The following is a 15,917-nucleotide window of genomic DNA, read 5'->3' on the forward strand; positions in this document are numbered from 1 at the left end:
AGAGATCCTATGTTTCAAAAAGCACTATGGCTAAGAACATATCAACAAAGTAAATATGTTGTATGGTTATTTTGGCTCGTCAGCTTCTATACTTTGTCATATAAATACTATATGACTTCTATTCAACAGCAACACTTTCTAAATGACAATAAAAAATGGAACTATGTATATCATTATCACTTTGATTTAAAACTTCTAGATCCTGTCATGCTGTTAGGTAGCGTACTGATCGTTCTAGCTTGTACGTTAATTGGATGGGAAAGACAAAATAACTCTAGCGACTTGTTATGGTCTATGCCCTTTAAACGTTCACAACTTTATATAACAAAGTGGTTGTTTGGAATCTGTAATATCGCCGCTGTTGTCGTTTTAAACTGGGGACTATTTGCTATTATGAAAAAGGTAACTTTTCATAATAAATATCAAGTATTTTCCCCCTTTCATAGTTATTTTATATACATGTTAATTGTATTAATCGCTATTTATACACTTACCTTATGTGTAGGTACAATTGCAGGGAATATTATATCGCAAGGATTTCTCACTGCAGTTATATTAATCTTCCCAGCTTTACTTCCATCACTTATCTCAGGAGTCATTGCTGTTCACTCGAATGCCGACTTTCATGAAAACAATGGCAGTATACATGATATTATGGAAAACATACGTATTTCTGGTCCAACAGAAGAGTTTACTATTCGCTTTGATTACGATCCTCAAAATGCTTATACCGATGAGGATGGAGTACGTCATAATGAACCGAACTTTACAAAGATTCCGCCGGCAAAAACATTGATTGCACCTATTGCACATATTATTATTTTATTATCACTCGGTATATATTTATATGTCCGTTCAGTCAATGAGCGAAATGGTAACTACTTATTATATCCGAAACTACAAAAAGTAGTTATGGCTTGTGCGATTTTCTTTGGTGGAATCGTTGGAGGCTTAATGCTAAGTCGCGCGCATTCATTGTCCAGCTTTTACATCGGATTTTTGGTGACTAGTTTCATTACGTATTTCTTCCTACCTAAAATATTAAAATGGAAAGTCTCTTGGAATTTTAAATAAAATAACCTCCTCTCGATGAGGAGGTTATTTCACATTCTCTCTTCTTTTCCCATACTCTTTTTCTTGCTTCGTTCCAAACCCGTCACCATTTGCTACAATTTGATCTGTTGGAGCGACTATGCTTTCAGCAATTCTCCATTCTCCCCCTTGTTGAATAAACACTTGCATAAAATAATTCATTCCATTTAACTGATACGGATTTTCTTTTTTCACTTCATAACGAGCTGCAACATAGTACACTTGCACATTCTCAGCTTCAAACTTAGAAATATATTGCGATAATCTCGGGATATACTGCGATGCTTTCTGAAGTGGAAGCTGTTTTACTTTTATAAGAGAAGACTTTGTCACATTGCTTATCGTATCTTCATGCCGAATGTTATCACTATGATGAAATAAAATAGCATTCTGCATTGAACGAATCCATAGCTTTGAATATAAAACAGGTTGCTTATTTGAAATATGTTGTAATTCTTTTTGAACGACTTGAAGAGGCGTAGCCGCATCCGCGAACTGATTAAAGCAGAAAAAACTTCCAATCATAATGAAAAGCGTACAAATACGTTTCATAATTTTTCACTCCGATTCTTTTTAATTAAAGTATTGGAGTTTCAAAATGTTTTTATTCAAAAGAAAAAGGATAGGAAAGCTTTCGCTTCCTATCCTCATTTATTATAATACGCGGCCAAATAGCTCTAACACCATTTCGATTTCTTGGTCGCTCCAACCTTTAAATTTCTCTTTATAATATTCTTTACGCACAGCTTCAAGTTTTTCAGTTACTTCTCTTCCGTGTTCTGTAATTTCTAGGTACACGATACGACGGTCTGAATTTGAACGCTTTCTTTCTACAAACCCTTTTCGTACGAGACGATCAGTAACAGCTGTAATATGACTAGAGGTTACGTTTACTTCACTCGCAATTTGCGAAGCCATCTGTGGACTCTTTAAAAATAACGCGCGTAATACAGAAAATTCATTGTATGGCATATGTTCTGCAAAACGTGTATTAATATCATTTTGTAATAAACGTATCATCTTTCGAAATGATCCGGATAACTCTAAAATCAGTGTTTCTCTTTTTTCGTTCACTAGCCTCGTCCCTTTTTTATCATATTTACACATATTATAATCTATAAATACCCTTATTGTATATGCTTTCTTCCTTTAACATTCTCATTTATGTAACTTTTTCATACAAATTTCTTTTTTGTTCACACATATACATATAAATAAGGATGGTGATGGAAGATGCAAGGTGGAATGAATCCTTATTTACACAACGTACGTACAGCTAATACTGGTAAAGAAGCTACCATTACGGTACAAGGTGAAGGCGTTGTAAAAGCAAAACCAAATGTTGTTATATTAACGATTGGTATTCGTACAGATCATAAAAATGTAAAACAGGCACAAGAAGAGAATGCAATGCAATCAAAACAATTATTAGATGCACTAAAACAACTAGGTATTGCCGACAAAAATATAGAAACCATTTCATATACGATTACGCCCCAGTACGAATATGTAAATGATAAAGCATTACTACAAGGATATCGTGTGGAACATTTGTATGAAATTACCGTTTTAAATGTACAAAAAGCAGGGGAAGTATATGATATAGCCGTTTCAAATGGAGCAAACTTAGCAAAAGGGTTACGTTTTCGAATATCTCATCCAAATAAATATTATGAGCAAGCTCTCATTCAAGCTCTGCAACAAGCGGTAGAAAAAGCTCGTGCTATTGCGAGTACATACAATTTAAACATTAATCCAGTTCCACTCTCATTCGTTGAAGAATCCGCCCAATTACCAAGGGAAGTGACGTCCTATGCTACTTTACATGCGCAAGCAGCTCCACCCATTCAATCGGGAGAATTAGAAATCATTTCAACAATACGAGCCATTTTTACGTATTTATAAATAATTTCTTTTATAAGTAAACGTTATCATTTTCCTTGTTGTAAAAACATGATGTTCTGATATAATAAAGGACGGTGAGCTCTTACAAAAGAGATATCACGGGTGGGAGAGGGATATGAAAAAGAAGGTTTAACATGAAAGGAATACTTGAAAGAACATTTAAATTAGGTTTACACGAAACATCACCAAAACAAGAAGTTTTAGCTGGAGTTACGTCATTTTTCACAATCGTATATATTATGATTGTAAATGCATCAATTTTATCGGATGCTGGCATTCCTCTTGAAGCTGGAATTTTAGCAACTGTTTTCAGTTCATTTGTCGGATGTCTGCTCATGGCATTTTGGGCAAATGCACCTGCTATTCTTGTCCCTGGTATGGGCGTAAATGCATTCTTCACGTACACTGCTGTGCATACGCTCGGATTAGCTTGGCAGGAAGCATTAGCAGCTGTCTTCATCTCTGGTATTATTTTTGCAATTGCTGCGTTTACACCAATCGCTCGCTTGCTTTCAGTATCGATTCCAAAGTCATTAAAGGAAGCTATTACTGTCGGCATCGGATTATTTTTAGCATTTATCGGATTGCAAAAAGGTGGTTTAGTCGTTTCGAATCCAAATACTGCTGTTGCAATGGGTAAATTAAGTAACCCTGTCGTTCTTGCGACACTACTTACTCTTATCGTTGCACTTGTACTATTTATTCGTAACGTACGTGGAAGCTTTTTATGGACGATTGCAATAGGAACTGGTATTGCATGGCTATTTGGTCTTGTTGATACAAGTCAAATCAGAAATAGTTCATTCTCATTCGCTAATTACGGCGATGTGTTTGGAGCTATGTCATTTGGCAAACTTTCTTCCTTACCGTTTTGGATTGCAACATTCTCCTTAAGCATGGTGCTTATTTTTGAGAACATGGGACTTCTGCACGGTTTATTAGAAGATGACCGTAAATTCCCACGTGCTTACCAAGCCAATGCAATTTCAGCAATGACATGTGGTCTATTTGGCACAAGCCCTACCGTATCAACAGTAGAGAGTGCTGCAGGTATTACTGCAGGCGGAAAGACAGGTCTGACGTCTATCGTTACAGGATTGTTATTCTTCGCATCACTGTTTGCACTTCCGTTTGTGAAACTAATTCCTGATAGTGCCATTGCACCAATCTTAATTATTATTGGCGGCCTGATGATTACAAGCATTCAGCAAATTCCTCTGAACGATTTTTCAGAAGGATTTCCAGCGTTCTTAATTATCGTCATGATCCCGCTCACATATAGTATCGCTGATGGCATTGCGTTCGGATTTATTGCTTATCCTATCTTAAAAGTTGCTCTTGGAAAGCGTAAAGAAGTCGCACCGTCTATGTATATCGTTACATGCTTATTCTTAGCCATGTTCGTATTACATGCTATTGGTTAAGTAAAAACACCGAGGAATTTTCCTCGGTGTTTTTTTACTTAAACCATCCTTTTTTATAAAACCAAGCCATCATCCCACCGCCAATTAGCGCCATAAGAAGTAGACAAATAAAATAACTATATTGTCCACCAAGCTCTGGCATATGCGTAAAGTTCATTCCGTATACTCCCGCAATAAATGTTAATGGCATGAAAATAGTCGAGAATACAGTTAATGTTTTCATAATGTTATTCATATGATGTGAGTTTAATGAAAAATAGCTATCCCGAATATCTGCCGTTAACTCGCGGCTTGCTTCAATCATTTCTGTCAGTTTAAGCAAATGGTCATGTATATCTTTAAAGTAAATCTCATGATCACTTATACCGTAAAAACGAGTCGAATTTAAAATACGATACAATAAATCACGCATCGGAATGATTGTGCGCCTTAGCTTCGATAAATCTGTACGTATATCAAATACTTCTTCTAATACACTTCCTGCTGTCTCACCCGTTAAATTATCATCAATTGCATTTAAATGATCCTCAATGTAATATACAGGCGCAAAATAGTCATCTACAATTTGGTCGATAATTGTATGCGCTACGTGTAAAGGACTATTTTTAATACGCTTCTTTTCCCCAAGTGTTTTCCATACTCTTTCGATTGCATTGTTATGAGAAAAGTGGAAAGAAACAATAAAACGATCACTAATAAATAAATCAATCTCGTGCGGTTCTAATCCATCCTCACCAAATGCATGAAGAACTAAAAAGTTATATCCATCATAAAAATCAACTTTTGGTCTCTGTACATATTCTATACAGTCTTCAATTGCAAGGGGATGGAACTTAAAATGATCTTGCAAAATGTATGTATACTCTTCTTTCGTTGGCTTATATAAATCTAGCCAATACCATACAATATGGTCTTTCGTTGTTTCTTCTAGCGAAACATCATATAATACTTCATCTGTTTTTGTTATTGCACAAATTCTAATCATAATTTCACCCATTATTATTATAAACAAAAAATAGCAAAAAAAGCCAAGGAGAAATACTCCTTGGCCCTTTTTTATTATTCGGTAACGATGCCGTGCACTAATGTTGGTGCATCTACATGTTCGTTAGCAATCTTCATGTTCTCATAAATTTTTGCTTTTACATCGTCCACATTTTCACGGTTTGCGTAAATTGTAACAAGGGATTCACCTTTTTTCACGCTGTCCCCTACTTTTTTGCGAAGCATTAAGCCAACTGCTAAATCAATTTCAGATTCCTTCGTCGCACGTCCTGCTCCTAAAAGCATTGCTGCTGTTCCGATTTCATCTGCAACGATTTCTGATACATAACCGTCTTCCTTCGCTTCTACTTCAATTTTAAACTGTGCTTGTGGTAATTTAGAAGGATCATCAACAACAGAAGCATCGCCGCCTTGCGCTGATAAGAACGTTTTAAATGATTCTAGCGCTTTACCGTTGTTCATTACTTCAATTAATTTCTCACGTGCATCTTCTAAAGATGAAGCTTGTCCAGCAAGGTATACCATTTGACTTCCAAGTGTTAAACATAACTCTTCTAAATCTTTCGGCCCCTTACCTTGTAATGTATCAATTGCTTCTTGTACTTCAAGTGCGTTACCAATCGCCTCACCAAGTGGTTGACTCATATCAGAAATAACAGCCATCGTATTACGACCAACGTTATTACCAATGCGCACCATTGCTTCTGCTAAACGTTTTGCATCTTCATCTGTTTTCATAAATGCACCTGCTCCAGTTTTTACATCAAGAACAATTGCATCTGCACCAGCAGCAATTTTTTTACTCATAATCGAACTTGCAATAAGCGGAATTGAGTTTACTGTTGCCGTTACATCACGAAGTGCATATAACTTTTTATCCGCAGGTGTTAAGTTTCCACTTTGACCAATAACTGCGATTTTGTTTTCATTTACAAGTCGCATGAATTCATCATTTTCGATTTCAACATGGAATCCTGGAACTGCTTCTAATTTATCAATTGTACCACCAGTATGTCCTAACCCACGTCCAGACATTTTTGCAACCGGTACACCTAAAGCGGCTACTAATGGACCTAACACAAGTGTTGTTGTATCACCAACACCACCTGTTGAGTGCTTATCTACTTTTACCCCTTCAATAGCTGATAAGTCGATTGTATCACCGCTATTTACCATTGCCATAGTTAAATCAGCACGTTCTTGATCGTTCATATCTTGGAAGAAAATTGCCATTGCAAGTGAACTTACTTGGTAATCAGGAATATCACCATTCGTATATCCTTCAACAATAAAGTTAATTTCTTCTGTCGTTAATGCATGTCCGTCACGTTTTTTTGCAATTAGGTCCACCATTCTCATTGTGAGGTCACCCCTTCATTTGTTTTACGATTGCTTTTACTAATGCTAAGAAGTTAGCTTTAACACGTTCTGTCGTTTCGATTACTTCATCGTGATGAAGTGGCTGATCTAAAATACCAGCTGCCATATTTGAAATACAAGAAATACCAAGTACTTTCATACCAGCATGACGCGCTACAATTACTTCAGGTACTGTTGACATACCAACTGCATCTCCGCCAAGTGTACGAAGCATACGAATTTCAGCAGGTGTTTCATATACAGGACCTGTCATTCCAACGTATACACCTTCTTGTACTTTAATATTTAAGTCCGCTGCAACTTGTTTCGCCATTTCACGAAGTTCTGTCGTATATGATGTAGACATATCAGGGAAACGTACGCCCATTTCAGAATCATTCGGTCCGATTAATGGATTTGTACCCATGAAGTTAATGTGGTCTGAAATTAACATAAGATCGCCTGGCTCAAATGATGTATTTACACCACCAGCTGCATTTGTTACAACAACTGTTTCTACACCTAGTTCTTTCATAACACGAACTGGGAATGTTACTTTTTGCATGTCGTATCCTTCATAGAAGTGGAAACGTCCTTGCATTGCTACTACTGTTACACCTTGAAGTGTACCGAATATTAGTTGACCTGCATGACCTTCTACAGTTGATACTGGGAATTCAGGGATTTCACTGTAAGGTACTGTTACTGCGTTCTCGATTTCATCTGCTAATACACCTAGTCCAGATCCAAGGATTAGTCCTACTTGTGGCGTTTCTTGAAATTTCTCTTTTAAGTATGAAGCTGATTTTGTAATAAGTTCACGATTCATTTGTTTATCCCCCTATTTCTTTAGCTCGTTTAAGAAGCTTGTTCCGTGTTCTGGCATTTTCACGCCGAAGTTTTCTGCTACCGTTGCACCAATATCAGCAAATGTTTGGCGAATTGATAATTCTTGTCCGCCATCTTTCATGCTTGGGCTATATGCTAATAACGGTACATATTCACGTGTATGATCAGTACCAGGATGTACTGGATCATTACCATGGTCTGCTGTAATTAATAATAAATCATCTTCTTGTAGTTTTTCGAATACTTCTGGAAGACGTGCATCATATTCTTGCAGAGCTTCTCCATATCCTTGTGGATCACGACGGTGACCGAATAATGCATCAAAGTCAACTAAGTTTAAGAAGCTAAGACCTGTAAAGTCCATGTTTAATGTATCTACAAGCTTGTCCATTCCATCCATATTTGATTTCGTACGAAGTGATTCAGTTACCCCTTCTCCATCATAAATGTCAGAGATTTTACCAATAGCAATTACATCATAATCGCTATCTTTTAGTTCATTCATTACTGTGCGACCAAATGGTTTTAACGCATAGTCATGACGATTTGGTGTACGTTTGAAGTTTCCTGGCTCTCCAACGAACGGACGAGCGATAACACGTCCTACCATGTATTTCTCATCTAACGTTAATTCACGTGCAATTTTACAAATTTTATATAACTCATCAAGCGGCACTACTTCTTCGTGTGCTGCGATTTGTAATACGCTATCAGCAGAAGTGTAAACGATTAAAGATCCTGTTTCCATTTGCTCTTGACCAAGTTCATCAAGAATTTCAGTTCCAGAAGCTGGCTTATTACCGATAATTTTACGGCCTGTTTTTTCTTCTAATTCATCAAGTAATTCTTTCGGGAATCCTTCAGGGAACACTTGGAATGGTGTATCAATGTAAAGGCCCATGATTTCCCAGTGTCCTGTCATTGTATCTTTACCAGTAGATTTTTCTTGCATTTTTGTATAATATCCAAGCGGTTTTTCTACTTTAGAGATACCTTTCATTTCACGAATGTTACCAAGGCCTAATTTCACCATGTTAGGCATTTGTAACCCATTCATATGTTCAGCAATGTGACCAATTGTGTCAGATCCTAAATCACCAAATTGTTCAGCATCTGGTGCTTCACCGATTCCAACAGAATCCATTACGACTAGGAATATACGTTTATATTTATTCATAACTGCGACCTCCTATAAGTTCAGTTCTACTTCTTGTAGTATGTTCAAAACGCTATAAAGTGAAACTGTTCTCCATAAGAATTCTCTTTCGTTCTCATTGTCAAACAGTACTTCTTTAATTGATTCTCTAACCTATTTCGTTTACTTCGAAACGACTCAAAAACATTTCTAGTTTTTTCTAAGTCAGATGTCAGACATCTGATACAGATATCATAACATGTTTACGCTTTCTTTTTAATACATTTTCGTAGAATTTCTCATTTTCTTCACACTTCTATTGTAATCCATTATGCAAATAAGTGCTAATTATTTTATGATTTATTTCTTCATATAAAGTGAAACTTTGATTAGTAGGAGTTTAGTTCTTCTCCACTGATTATAAGCCCTCATCAATTTGACGTTTACGGAATAAAAATAAAAAGCAGCTCTAAAGAGCTGCTTTTTATTTTACTTCTACTGTTTCTTCTTTATGTTCATGTAGTTCGCCTTTTTTAACATGAACTTTCACTTTGTAAGAACCATTTTCTTTGAAAGTATGTTTCGTTTCATACTCTCCTTTATTTCCTTCTTTCGCTGGAATAAATTCGTGTTTTTCAACACCATCTTTCCAAATCTCAAGTTGTACTTCAGCACCAGTTAACGCTTCTTCTTTTTGTTTTAAATGAACTTTCATAGTCGATTCAGCATTTGCTTTTATATCACCAGCCATAAGATGGATCATTGTATCGCTTTTATGATCGCCATGCCCTGCACCGTGATCACTATTTTCTTTTTTCGCATCTTCTACTTTCGCATTTCCTACAGCCACTTTTACTTCTGGCATAACATGCATTTCACGTGCATTTGTGTGAGCGATAATATGGTATACTCCATCCGTCTCGAACGTTTTCTCCACTGCATAAACACCTTTTCCTTTATGCTTCCCATCTAACATCTCGTGCTTTTCGTCGCCAGCTTTCCAAATTTCAAACTTTACATCATCAGCATCTGTTACTTTTTCTTTTCCTTGTGTAACAAGTGCTTGTACTTCTGTTTTTTCACCAGGTTTAATTTCTTTCGGATTTGTTTGAACTGCTACTTTTACAGCTTCTAGTTTCTGTTCTTTTTTCGGTTCTTCTTTGTTTGTATTACAGCCAGCCAATGCTAGCATCGCGATAAATACAGTCATAATAAGTTTTTTCATCATCATTTCCTCCTTCATACCTTATTTAGTATAGAGGAAATACATTGTAATATTCTAGTCTTCTGCTGAAAACAATGTACGAAATGTTTGTGAAGTTTTTGTGAAGTACTGTAGCCTTTTGAATCTATGAAAAAAGAGCATAGTAACTATGCTCTCGGATGAAACTGTTTATATACATCTTTTAATCTAGCTTTTGAAACATGCGTATAAATTTGCGTCGTTGAAATATCTGCATGTCCAAGCATTTCTTGCACAGCACGCAAGTCTGCCCCATTTTCTAATAAATGCGTAGCAAAAGAATGGCGCAACGTATGCGGTGTAAGCTCTTTTTCAATATTTGCTTCTTTCGCCAATCGTTTTAAAATTTTCCAAAATCCTTGTCTTGATAATCGATTCCCATGATGGTTTAAAAAGAGTGCATCTACTACTTTTTTACCCATCAATTCTCTTCTTCCCTTTTCAATATACTTTTGAATCGCTTCCGTCGCTAAACTTCCTAGTGGAATAATTCTTTCTTTATTCCCTTTCCCTATGCAACGAACAAATCCCATCGTTAAATGTACATCTTCTAAATTTAAGGCAATTAATTCCGAAACACGAAGTCCTGTTGCATACAATAACTCTAGCATCGCTTTGTCACGAACCCCAAAAGCACTCGTCATTTTTGGTGTCTGAAGTAACGCCTCTACTTCATCGATTGATAGTACTTTCGGTAATTTCCGTTCTCCTTGCGGCGTTTCAATATGTACGGATGGGTCGTGCTCTACCGCCCGTTCACGAAGTAAAAATTGGTGAAACGAACGAATCGATGCAATATGACGTGCTAATGTTTTCGAAGATTTTCCGTTTTCTTTTAAGTGCTGCAGAAAATTAACAATGTGCAAGCGTGTTACTTCATGAAAGCTTTTCGCCTGTTCTACATTTTGCAAATACTTTACATAACTTTTTAAATCACGTTCATAAGATACTACTGTATTTTTCGCTAGCCCTTTTTCGACAACCATATAATGAATAAAATCTTTTAATTGATCTTCCAATCTACACTACTCCCCATTTTCATAGAAAAACATCATTCTATTTACGAAAGCATCCTTTGCTGGCTCTTCATTCCCTGATACTTTTTCTACAGTCTCTTCTTTTGGCTTTTCATAACGATGATAGCTTTCATATTCTTCATTTATCCATAGTATAGCGAAATAAAACAAAATCGTACAACTTGTAAATAATAAAAATACTTTTATCCCATCAAAAGTTAATTTTAAAGCTCGGCGCATTGTAAATTCCTCCAAAATATAAGTTATTACAACATATGCCAAGCTTTCACCAATTTATACCTTATTCAAATAAAAAACCTCTTCCTAGTTAAATAGGAAAAGGTTATTTTTCATCCGTTTCATTTTCTTGACAATTTTTACAAATCCCATGGAATGTTAAACGATGATCCTTCACCTTAAAGCTCCAGTCATGTTCTACTTTCCTTTCCACTTCACCAAGTAAATCTTCTTGTATTTCTTGTACAGCACCACATTGTGTACAAATCAAATGATGGTGGAAACGCTGCGCACCTTCTTGGCGTAAGTCATAGCGTGAAACACCGTCTCCGAAGTTAATCTTATCGACAACTTTTAACTCAGATAATAGTTCTAAAGTTCGATAGACGGTTGCTAATCCGATCTCTGGCGACTTTTCTTTTACAAGGAGGTAAACATCTTCTGCGCTTAAATGATCTTCTTCATTTTCTAGCAGCACACGAACTGTTGCTTCACGTTGCGGTGTTAATTTGTAGCTCGCTGCATGTAATTGCTTCTTAATTCGTTCAATTCTTTCTTCCATTCGGTACTACTCCCTCCTCGCCACTCTTACACCATTATATCAGAAGAAGGGCTTCTGTCAAAAGAAAAACAATAAAAACAAATTGATAATTATTCTCAAAAAGTATTTATTGTTTATTAATAGCCTCAACGACTTCTTTCATTAAAACTGGTGATGCATAAGCTTCTACACTAGAAGCGAGAGCGAGCACCGCTCCAATGATAAGAAAGAAGCATGTATAACGAATTAATAATGGGAATAGCGGCTCGGTTATTTTCCGTATAAATTGATGTCTAATCATTCGTAAGGAAAAGCTTGCAGCAATTGTTGTCATAACGAGAAATACTGGAATGATAATGAGATTTTGCGGCAATACAGAAACGAATGCTAATAATAATCCATTCCATCCATGCTGACTTACTAAAAAACCTACTGTAAATCCGACAACTACTCCTTTTACAAACAATAAAATAAAAATAAGTGGCAATCCAATAATTGAAATCCCTAAAATCCAAATAAATCCAATGTATTTTAATTGTGAAAAGTAACTTTCTCGAAACATTTCGCTTGCAATAGCAAATTCTCCTTTAGAAACTTGTCCAAAAAAACGTTGTAAATAAAATGATAAATCTTGTTTTTGATTTAATTGTAAACTATTTACAAGAATGGCCCCAAATATTACTCCCATCAATAATAAAACAGCGTTAAATATATATAATGAAGAGTTTTCCTGTATGTGAGACATTACACGGTCTTGCCAAGTTTTTCTCCACATTTTTCTTCCCTCCGTTCACACTCTTACTAAAAATGTATGAAAGAAAGAAAAAAGTATGACGAATTAACATTGAAATTCCGCTCTACTTTGCTAAACTAAAAAGTAGAGAATAGGAGGGATTTCTCTTGAAACCATTATTATTAGATTTTCCAACATTATTTCAAACTGAACGCTTACAAGTTCGTAAGCCATTTCCAGGTGATGGTGCAGAAGTGTATGAAGCAATCCAAGCTTCTCTAGAAGACTTAGTACCGTGGATGCCAATTAACGCTGAAACAGAAGAAAGTGCTGAAGAAATCGTTCGTAACGCTCACGGGCAGTTTTTACTTCGTGAAACACTTGATTTTCACTTATACGATAAAGTATCTGGTACATTCATCGGAGCTATAACGCTCAAGCCTGAAAACTGGGATATTCCAAAGTTTTCACTTCACTTCTGGCTGCATAGTGCTTATACAAAACAAGGCTATATGACTGAAGCCATTAAAGGTGCCATTCAATTTGCCTTTGATAAGCTAAGTGCTAGAAGAATTGAAATTCGTACTGATGCAACAAATGCAAATGCATGTAACCTAGCAGAACGTTTAGAATTTATTCTAGAAGGTACAATGGAAAATGATTTCATAGCACCAGATGGTAGCTTACGTAATGCACGCGTATACGCAAAAATCAATTAAAAAACACTCGCCTTTGGCGAGTGTTTATTTTTGTAGTTGTAAATATTGTACTGCAAACATCGTCTTCGCATCATGAATACGAAGATCTTTCATAAGAATAATCGCTTCTTCTAACGATACTTCCATCAATTCTACGAATTCATCTTCATCTAACTCGGCTTTATTTTCTTTTTTCGTCAAACCTGTCGCTTTATATACATATAAAATTTCATCTGCAAATCCTGGAGATGTATAGAAAGAAGTAATAAGCTCCATATTTTCACATACATATCCTGTTTCCTCTTCTAATTCACGAACTGCTGTCACCTCAGGTTTTTCACCAGGTTCTAACTTGCCGGCCGGAATTTCTATAATCGCCTTTTCAAGCGCTTTACGATACTGCTCGACAAGCACAATTTTCCCCTCATCAGTAATAGCAATAATAGCAACTGCACCAGGGTGATTTACAATTTCACGTTTACTCATTGCTCCATTTGGTAATACTACATCATCAACACGAACTTTTATAACTCTACCATCAAAAATCGGTTCAGTTTTTACTGTTCTCTCTGCAAGATTACTCATACTACTTCATCTCCCTGTTCTATTTCCTATTCTTTCCTCATACATTTTACCACATTGAAAGGAGCGTGATAGAAATGAAAGTTTATATTTTACCAAATCGCGTCACTTTAGTCGGAAAAGCATGGCAAATTCGCCATAAGCTAAAACAATATGGAAAAGAGTATACAACTGTACAAGAGTGGATTACAGCAAATAAAAAGTAAACGTTTGTCAACCTCTTTTCCCTTGCGTACAATAAAGGTAAGGAGGTTGACCTATGAAAAAACGTCAATTAGGAAACTCAGATTTGTTTGTGACAGAAATGGGACTTGGCTGTATGTCTCTCGGTACATCTGAAACAGAAGCTATGCGTATTATCGATGAAGCAATCGATTTAGGAATCAATTTTTTTGATACAGCGGATTTATATGCTTATGGATTAAACGAAGAATTTGTTGGAAAAGCCTTAAAAGGGAAACGAGACCAAATTGTTCTTACAACAAAAGTTGGAAATCGATGGACAGAAGAAAAAAACGGGTGGTCTTGGGATCCTTCTAAAAGTTACATAAAGGCTGAAGTGAAAGAAAGTTTACGTAGACTTCAAACTGATTATATTGATCTTTATCAACTTCACGGCGGGACGATTGAAGATCCAATAGATGAAACAATTGAAGCCTTTGAAGAATTAAAAAAAGAAGGTATTATTCGTCATTACGGTATTTCTTCTATACGTCCAAATGTTATCCGTGAATATGCTAAACGTTCCAATATCGTTAGTGTGCTAATGGAATATAGCCTTTTAAATCGTCGCCCTGAAGAATGGTTCCCACTTCTAAGTGAACATCAAATTAGCATTATTGCTCGTGGGCCACTTGCAAAAGGAATTTTAACTGATAATAATGCAAGAAAGATAGAAAGAGTAAAAGAAAAGAATTATCTTTCTTATTCTTACGATGAATTATATGCGACACTTGCGAATGTAAAAGAAATAATCGGAGAAAGCTCTTTAACAGGAACAGCTATTCAATATTGCTTACATAACGAAACTGTTGCAGCTGTTATACCTGGTGCAAGCTCTATTGGGCAATTGAAAGAAAATGCCCAGGCTAGTAAACAAACACAGTTAACAATAGCTCAATATATACAACTTCAGCAAATTGCTAAATGTGATACTTACGCTTTACATCGTTAAAAAGACGCTACCATACTGGTAGCGTCTTTTTATAGCGTATCATATTTATCCGGATTCGTTCCTACATGTAAATTACGATTTAACGTATTAATTTGAGTCATCTCTTCTTCCGTTAATGAAAAATCAAAGATAGAAAAATTCTCCTTAATGCGAGATGGTGTAACAGATTTAGGAATCGTCACTACCCCGCTCTGAATATCCCATCTTAATATAACTTGCGCAGGTGTTTTTTCATATTTCGTAGCAATGGCCTGAATAATCGGGTTCTCGAATACTTCCCCGCCTCTCATTAATGGGCTCCATGCTTCCATTTGAATTTGCTCACCTTGACAGAAATTACGCAATTCAAATTGCGCTAACATCGGATGAAGTTCCACTTGGTTGACCATCGGCTTCACTTTACAATTTGGTAATAACAGTTCTAAATGATGTTTATGAAAATTTGAAACACCAATTGCGCGCACTTTACCTTCTTCATACAGTTTTTCTAGCGCTCGGTACGTATCGACATACTTCCCTCTTATTGGCCAATGTATTAAATATAAATCTACATAGTCCATTTGTAATTTCTTTAAGCTTTTTTCAAACGCCTCAAGTGTTTCCTCGTATCCTTGATCGTCGTTCCAAACTTTTGTTGTAATAAATATGTCTTCTCTCGGAATCCCTGATTCACGAACCGCTTCTCCGACACCGCTTTCATTTTCATATACAGTTGCTGTATCAATCGAACGATATCCAACTTCTAACGCTGTTTTTACTGCTTGTTTTACTTCATCGCCTTCTTTCGCTTTATAAACGCCTAGACCAATCATCGGCATTTTTACGCCATTATGAAGTGTAGTTGTTGGAATGTGCACAGTCGTCTCCCTTTCATTCTTACATTTTTTATAAGCTACCACTTTATTTCAACAAGATTCAACCAAA

General features: G+C 36.1%; 19 protein-coding genes. 6 read left to right on the plus strand and 13 right to left on the minus strand.

Going from position 1 to position 15,917, the window contains the following annotated elements; translation table 11 throughout:
• Window positions 1-9: 9 nt before the first annotated feature.
• Complete coding sequence (locus tag DN389_RS15850) at window positions 10-1,074, plus strand: ABC transporter permease subunit (RefSeq protein ID WP_098802310.1); 1,065 nt, start codon at window positions 10-12, stop codon at window positions 1,072-1,074.
• Between the two features lie 24 nt (window positions 1,075-1,098).
• Here the strand turns inward: DN389_RS15850 and DN389_RS15855 are convergent, their stop codons facing one another.
• On the minus strand, window positions 1,099-1,644 hold the full coding sequence (locus tag DN389_RS15855) for a hypothetical protein (RefSeq protein WP_000820923.1): 546 nt from the start codon (window positions 1,642-1,644) through the stop codon (window positions 1,099-1,101).
• A gap of 102 nt (window positions 1,645-1,746) precedes the next feature.
• The gene (locus DN389_RS15865; protein ID WP_001003308.1) at window positions 1,747-2,166 is read right to left on the minus strand and encodes a MarR family winged helix-turn-helix transcriptional regulator; all 420 of its coding nucleotides are present in this window, start codon (window positions 2,164-2,166) and stop codon (window positions 1,747-1,749) included.
• A 159-nt stretch (window positions 2,167-2,325) separates the two neighbouring features.
• Between DN389_RS15865 and DN389_RS15870 the strand changes: the two genes are divergently transcribed.
• Both DN389_RS15870 and DN389_RS15875 read left to right on the plus strand, forming a co-directional pair.
• A complete protein-coding gene (locus DN389_RS15870; RefSeq protein ID WP_098189955.1) occupies window positions 2,326-2,997 on the plus strand; it encodes an SIMPL domain-containing protein in 672 nt (223 codons plus the stop codon).
• A 134-nt stretch (window positions 2,998-3,131) separates the two neighbouring features.
• Window positions 3,132-4,421 carry an NCS2 family permease gene (locus DN389_RS15875; RefSeq protein ID WP_149237360.1) on the plus strand — a complete coding sequence of 430 codons (1,290 nt, stop codon included), beginning with the start codon at window positions 3,132-3,134 and terminating at the stop codon, window positions 4,419-4,421.
• A 34-nt stretch (window positions 4,422-4,455) separates the two neighbouring features.
• Here DN389_RS15875 and corA read toward each other — a convergent pair whose 3' ends face one another.
• From corA to spoIIM, 9 genes are all read right to left on the minus strand, one after another.
• The gene (gene corA / locus DN389_RS15880) at window positions 4,456-5,418 is read right to left on the minus strand and encodes a magnesium/cobalt transporter CorA (RefSeq protein ID WP_060488448.1); all 963 of its coding nucleotides are present in this window, start codon (window positions 5,416-5,418) and stop codon (window positions 4,456-4,458) included.
• Window positions 5,419-5,480: 62 nt separating this feature from the next.
• The gene (locus tag DN389_RS15885; protein WP_087985129.1) at window positions 5,481-6,785 is read right to left on the minus strand and encodes a pyrimidine-nucleoside phosphorylase; all 1,305 of its coding nucleotides are present in this window, start codon (window positions 6,783-6,785) and stop codon (window positions 5,481-5,483) included.
• Between the two features lie 7 nt (window positions 6,786-6,792).
• On the minus strand, window positions 6,793-7,614 hold the full coding sequence (locus DN389_RS15890; RefSeq protein WP_098189953.1) for a purine-nucleoside phosphorylase: 822 nt from the start codon (window positions 7,612-7,614) through the stop codon (window positions 6,793-6,795).
• Window positions 7,615-7,626: 12 nt separating this feature from the next.
• Window positions 7,627-8,811 (minus strand): phosphopentomutase, encoded by a 1,185-nt coding sequence (deoB, locus tag DN389_RS15895; protein WP_098189952.1) that lies wholly within the window; start codon window positions 8,809-8,811, stop codon window positions 7,627-7,629.
• Window positions 8,812-9,253: 442 nt separating this feature from the next.
• Window positions 9,254-9,997, minus strand: a complete 744-nt coding sequence (locus DN389_RS15900) for a FixH family protein (protein ID WP_060488351.1) — start codon at window positions 9,995-9,997, stop codon at window positions 9,254-9,256.
• 143 nt (window positions 9,998-10,140) lie between these two features.
• Window positions 10,141-11,031 carry a site-specific tyrosine recombinase XerD gene (gene xerD, locus DN389_RS15905; RefSeq protein ID WP_000390083.1) on the minus strand — a complete coding sequence of 297 codons (891 nt, stop codon included), beginning with the start codon at window positions 11,029-11,031 and terminating at the stop codon, window positions 10,141-10,143.
• Between the two features lie 6 nt (window positions 11,032-11,037).
• Window positions 11,038-11,268 (minus strand): YqzK family protein, encoded by a 231-nt coding sequence (locus DN389_RS15910; RefSeq protein WP_001250432.1) that lies wholly within the window; start codon window positions 11,266-11,268, stop codon window positions 11,038-11,040.
• A gap of 103 nt (window positions 11,269-11,371) precedes the next feature.
• Window positions 11,372-11,827, minus strand: coding sequence for a ferric iron uptake transcriptional regulator (gene fur, locus DN389_RS15915; RefSeq protein WP_000392655.1), 456 nt, complete (start codon window positions 11,825-11,827; stop codon window positions 11,372-11,374).
• A gap of 106 nt (window positions 11,828-11,933) precedes the next feature.
• Window positions 11,934-12,551 (minus strand): stage II sporulation protein M, encoded by a 618-nt coding sequence (spoIIM, locus tag DN389_RS15920; protein WP_242475614.1) that lies wholly within the window; start codon window positions 12,549-12,551, stop codon window positions 11,934-11,936.
• 155 nt (window positions 12,552-12,706) lie between these two features.
• Here spoIIM and DN389_RS15925 point away from each other — a divergent pair, with 155 nt between their 5' ends.
• Window positions 12,707-13,258, plus strand: coding sequence for a GNAT family N-acetyltransferase (locus tag DN389_RS15925; protein ID WP_098189951.1), 552 nt, complete (start codon window positions 12,707-12,709; stop codon window positions 13,256-13,258).
• 24 nt (window positions 13,259-13,282) lie between these two features.
• On the opposite strand, the gene DN389_RS15930 is transcribed toward DN389_RS15925, so the two are convergent.
• The gene (locus tag DN389_RS15930; RefSeq protein ID WP_000067040.1) at window positions 13,283-13,822 is read right to left on the minus strand and encodes an NUDIX domain-containing protein; all 540 of its coding nucleotides are present in this window, start codon (window positions 13,820-13,822) and stop codon (window positions 13,283-13,285) included.
• A 74-nt stretch (window positions 13,823-13,896) separates the two neighbouring features.
• Here DN389_RS15930 and mciZ point away from each other — a divergent pair, with 74 nt between their 5' ends.
• Together mciZ and lolS are read left to right on the plus strand one after the other, a co-directional pair.
• A complete protein-coding gene (mciZ, locus tag DN389_RS15935; RefSeq protein ID WP_000870295.1) occupies window positions 13,897-14,025 on the plus strand; it encodes a Z-ring formation inhibitor MciZ in 129 nt (42 codons plus the stop codon).
• Between the two features lie 53 nt (window positions 14,026-14,078).
• Window positions 14,079-14,993, plus strand: coding sequence for an aldo/keto reductase (gene lolS / locus DN389_RS15940; protein WP_149237361.1), 915 nt, complete (start codon window positions 14,079-14,081; stop codon window positions 14,991-14,993).
• A gap of 29 nt (window positions 14,994-15,022) precedes the next feature.
• Here lolS and DN389_RS15945 read toward each other — a convergent pair whose 3' ends face one another.
• Entirely contained in the window at window positions 15,023-15,850 is an 828-nt protein-coding gene (locus DN389_RS15945) for an aldo/keto reductase (RefSeq protein ID WP_048546278.1), read from the minus strand.
• Between the last annotated feature and the right edge of the window lie 67 nt (window positions 15,851-15,917).

This window comes from Bacillus sp. AY3-1, from assembly GCF_008368785.1.
Lineage (GTDB): Bacteria > Bacillota > Bacilli > Bacillales > Bacillaceae_G > Bacillus_A > Bacillus_A wiedmannii.

Excerpts from the sequence above, each read along its gene's own strand:
- DN389_RS15850 (WP_098802310.1), top strand. The coding sequence starts at position 10 with ATGTTTCAAAAAGCACTATGGCTAAGAACATATCAACAAAGTAAATAT.
- DN389_RS15855 (WP_000820923.1), bottom strand. The coding sequence starts at position 1,644 with ATGAAACGTATTTGTACGCTTTTCATTATGATTGGAAGTTTTTTCTGC.
- DN389_RS15870 (WP_098189955.1), top strand. The coding sequence starts at position 2,326 with ATGCAAGGTGGAATGAATCCTTATTTACACAACGTACGTACAGCTAAT.
- DN389_RS15875 (WP_149237360.1), top strand. The coding sequence starts at position 3,132 with ATGAAAGGAATACTTGAAAGAACATTTAAATTAGGTTTACACGAAACA.
- corA (WP_060488448.1), bottom strand. The coding sequence starts at position 5,418 with ATGGGTGAAATTATGATTAGAATTTGTGCAATAACAAAAACAGATGAA.
- DN389_RS15885 (WP_087985129.1), bottom strand. The coding sequence starts at position 6,785 with ATGAGAATGGTGGACCTAATTGCAAAAAAACGTGACGGACATGCATTA.
- DN389_RS15890 (WP_098189953.1), bottom strand. The coding sequence starts at position 7,614 with ATGAATCGTGAACTTATTACAAAATCAGCTTCATACTTAAAAGAGAAA.
- deoB (WP_098189952.1), bottom strand. The coding sequence starts at position 8,811 with ATGAATAAATATAAACGTATATTCCTAGTCGTAATGGATTCTGTTGGA.
- DN389_RS15900 (WP_060488351.1), bottom strand. The coding sequence starts at position 9,997 with ATGATGAAAAAACTTATTATGACTGTATTTATCGCGATGCTAGCATTG.
- DN389_RS15910 (WP_001250432.1), bottom strand. The coding sequence starts at position 11,268 with ATGCGCCGAGCTTTAAAATTAACTTTTGATGGGATAAAAGTATTTTTA.
- fur (WP_000392655.1), bottom strand. The coding sequence starts at position 11,827 with ATGGAAGAAAGAATTGAACGAATTAAGAAGCAATTACATGCAGCGAGC.
- spoIIM (WP_242475614.1), bottom strand. The coding sequence starts at position 12,551 with ATGTCTCACATACAGGAAAACTCTTCATTATATATATTTAACGCTGTT.
- DN389_RS15930 (WP_000067040.1), bottom strand. The coding sequence starts at position 13,822 with ATGAGTAATCTTGCAGAGAGAACAGTAAAAACTGAACCGATTTTTGAT.
- mciZ (WP_000870295.1), top strand. The coding sequence starts at position 13,897 with ATGAAAGTTTATATTTTACCAAATCGCGTCACTTTAGTCGGAAAAGCA.
- lolS (WP_149237361.1), top strand. The coding sequence starts at position 14,079 with ATGAAAAAACGTCAATTAGGAAACTCAGATTTGTTTGTGACAGAAATG.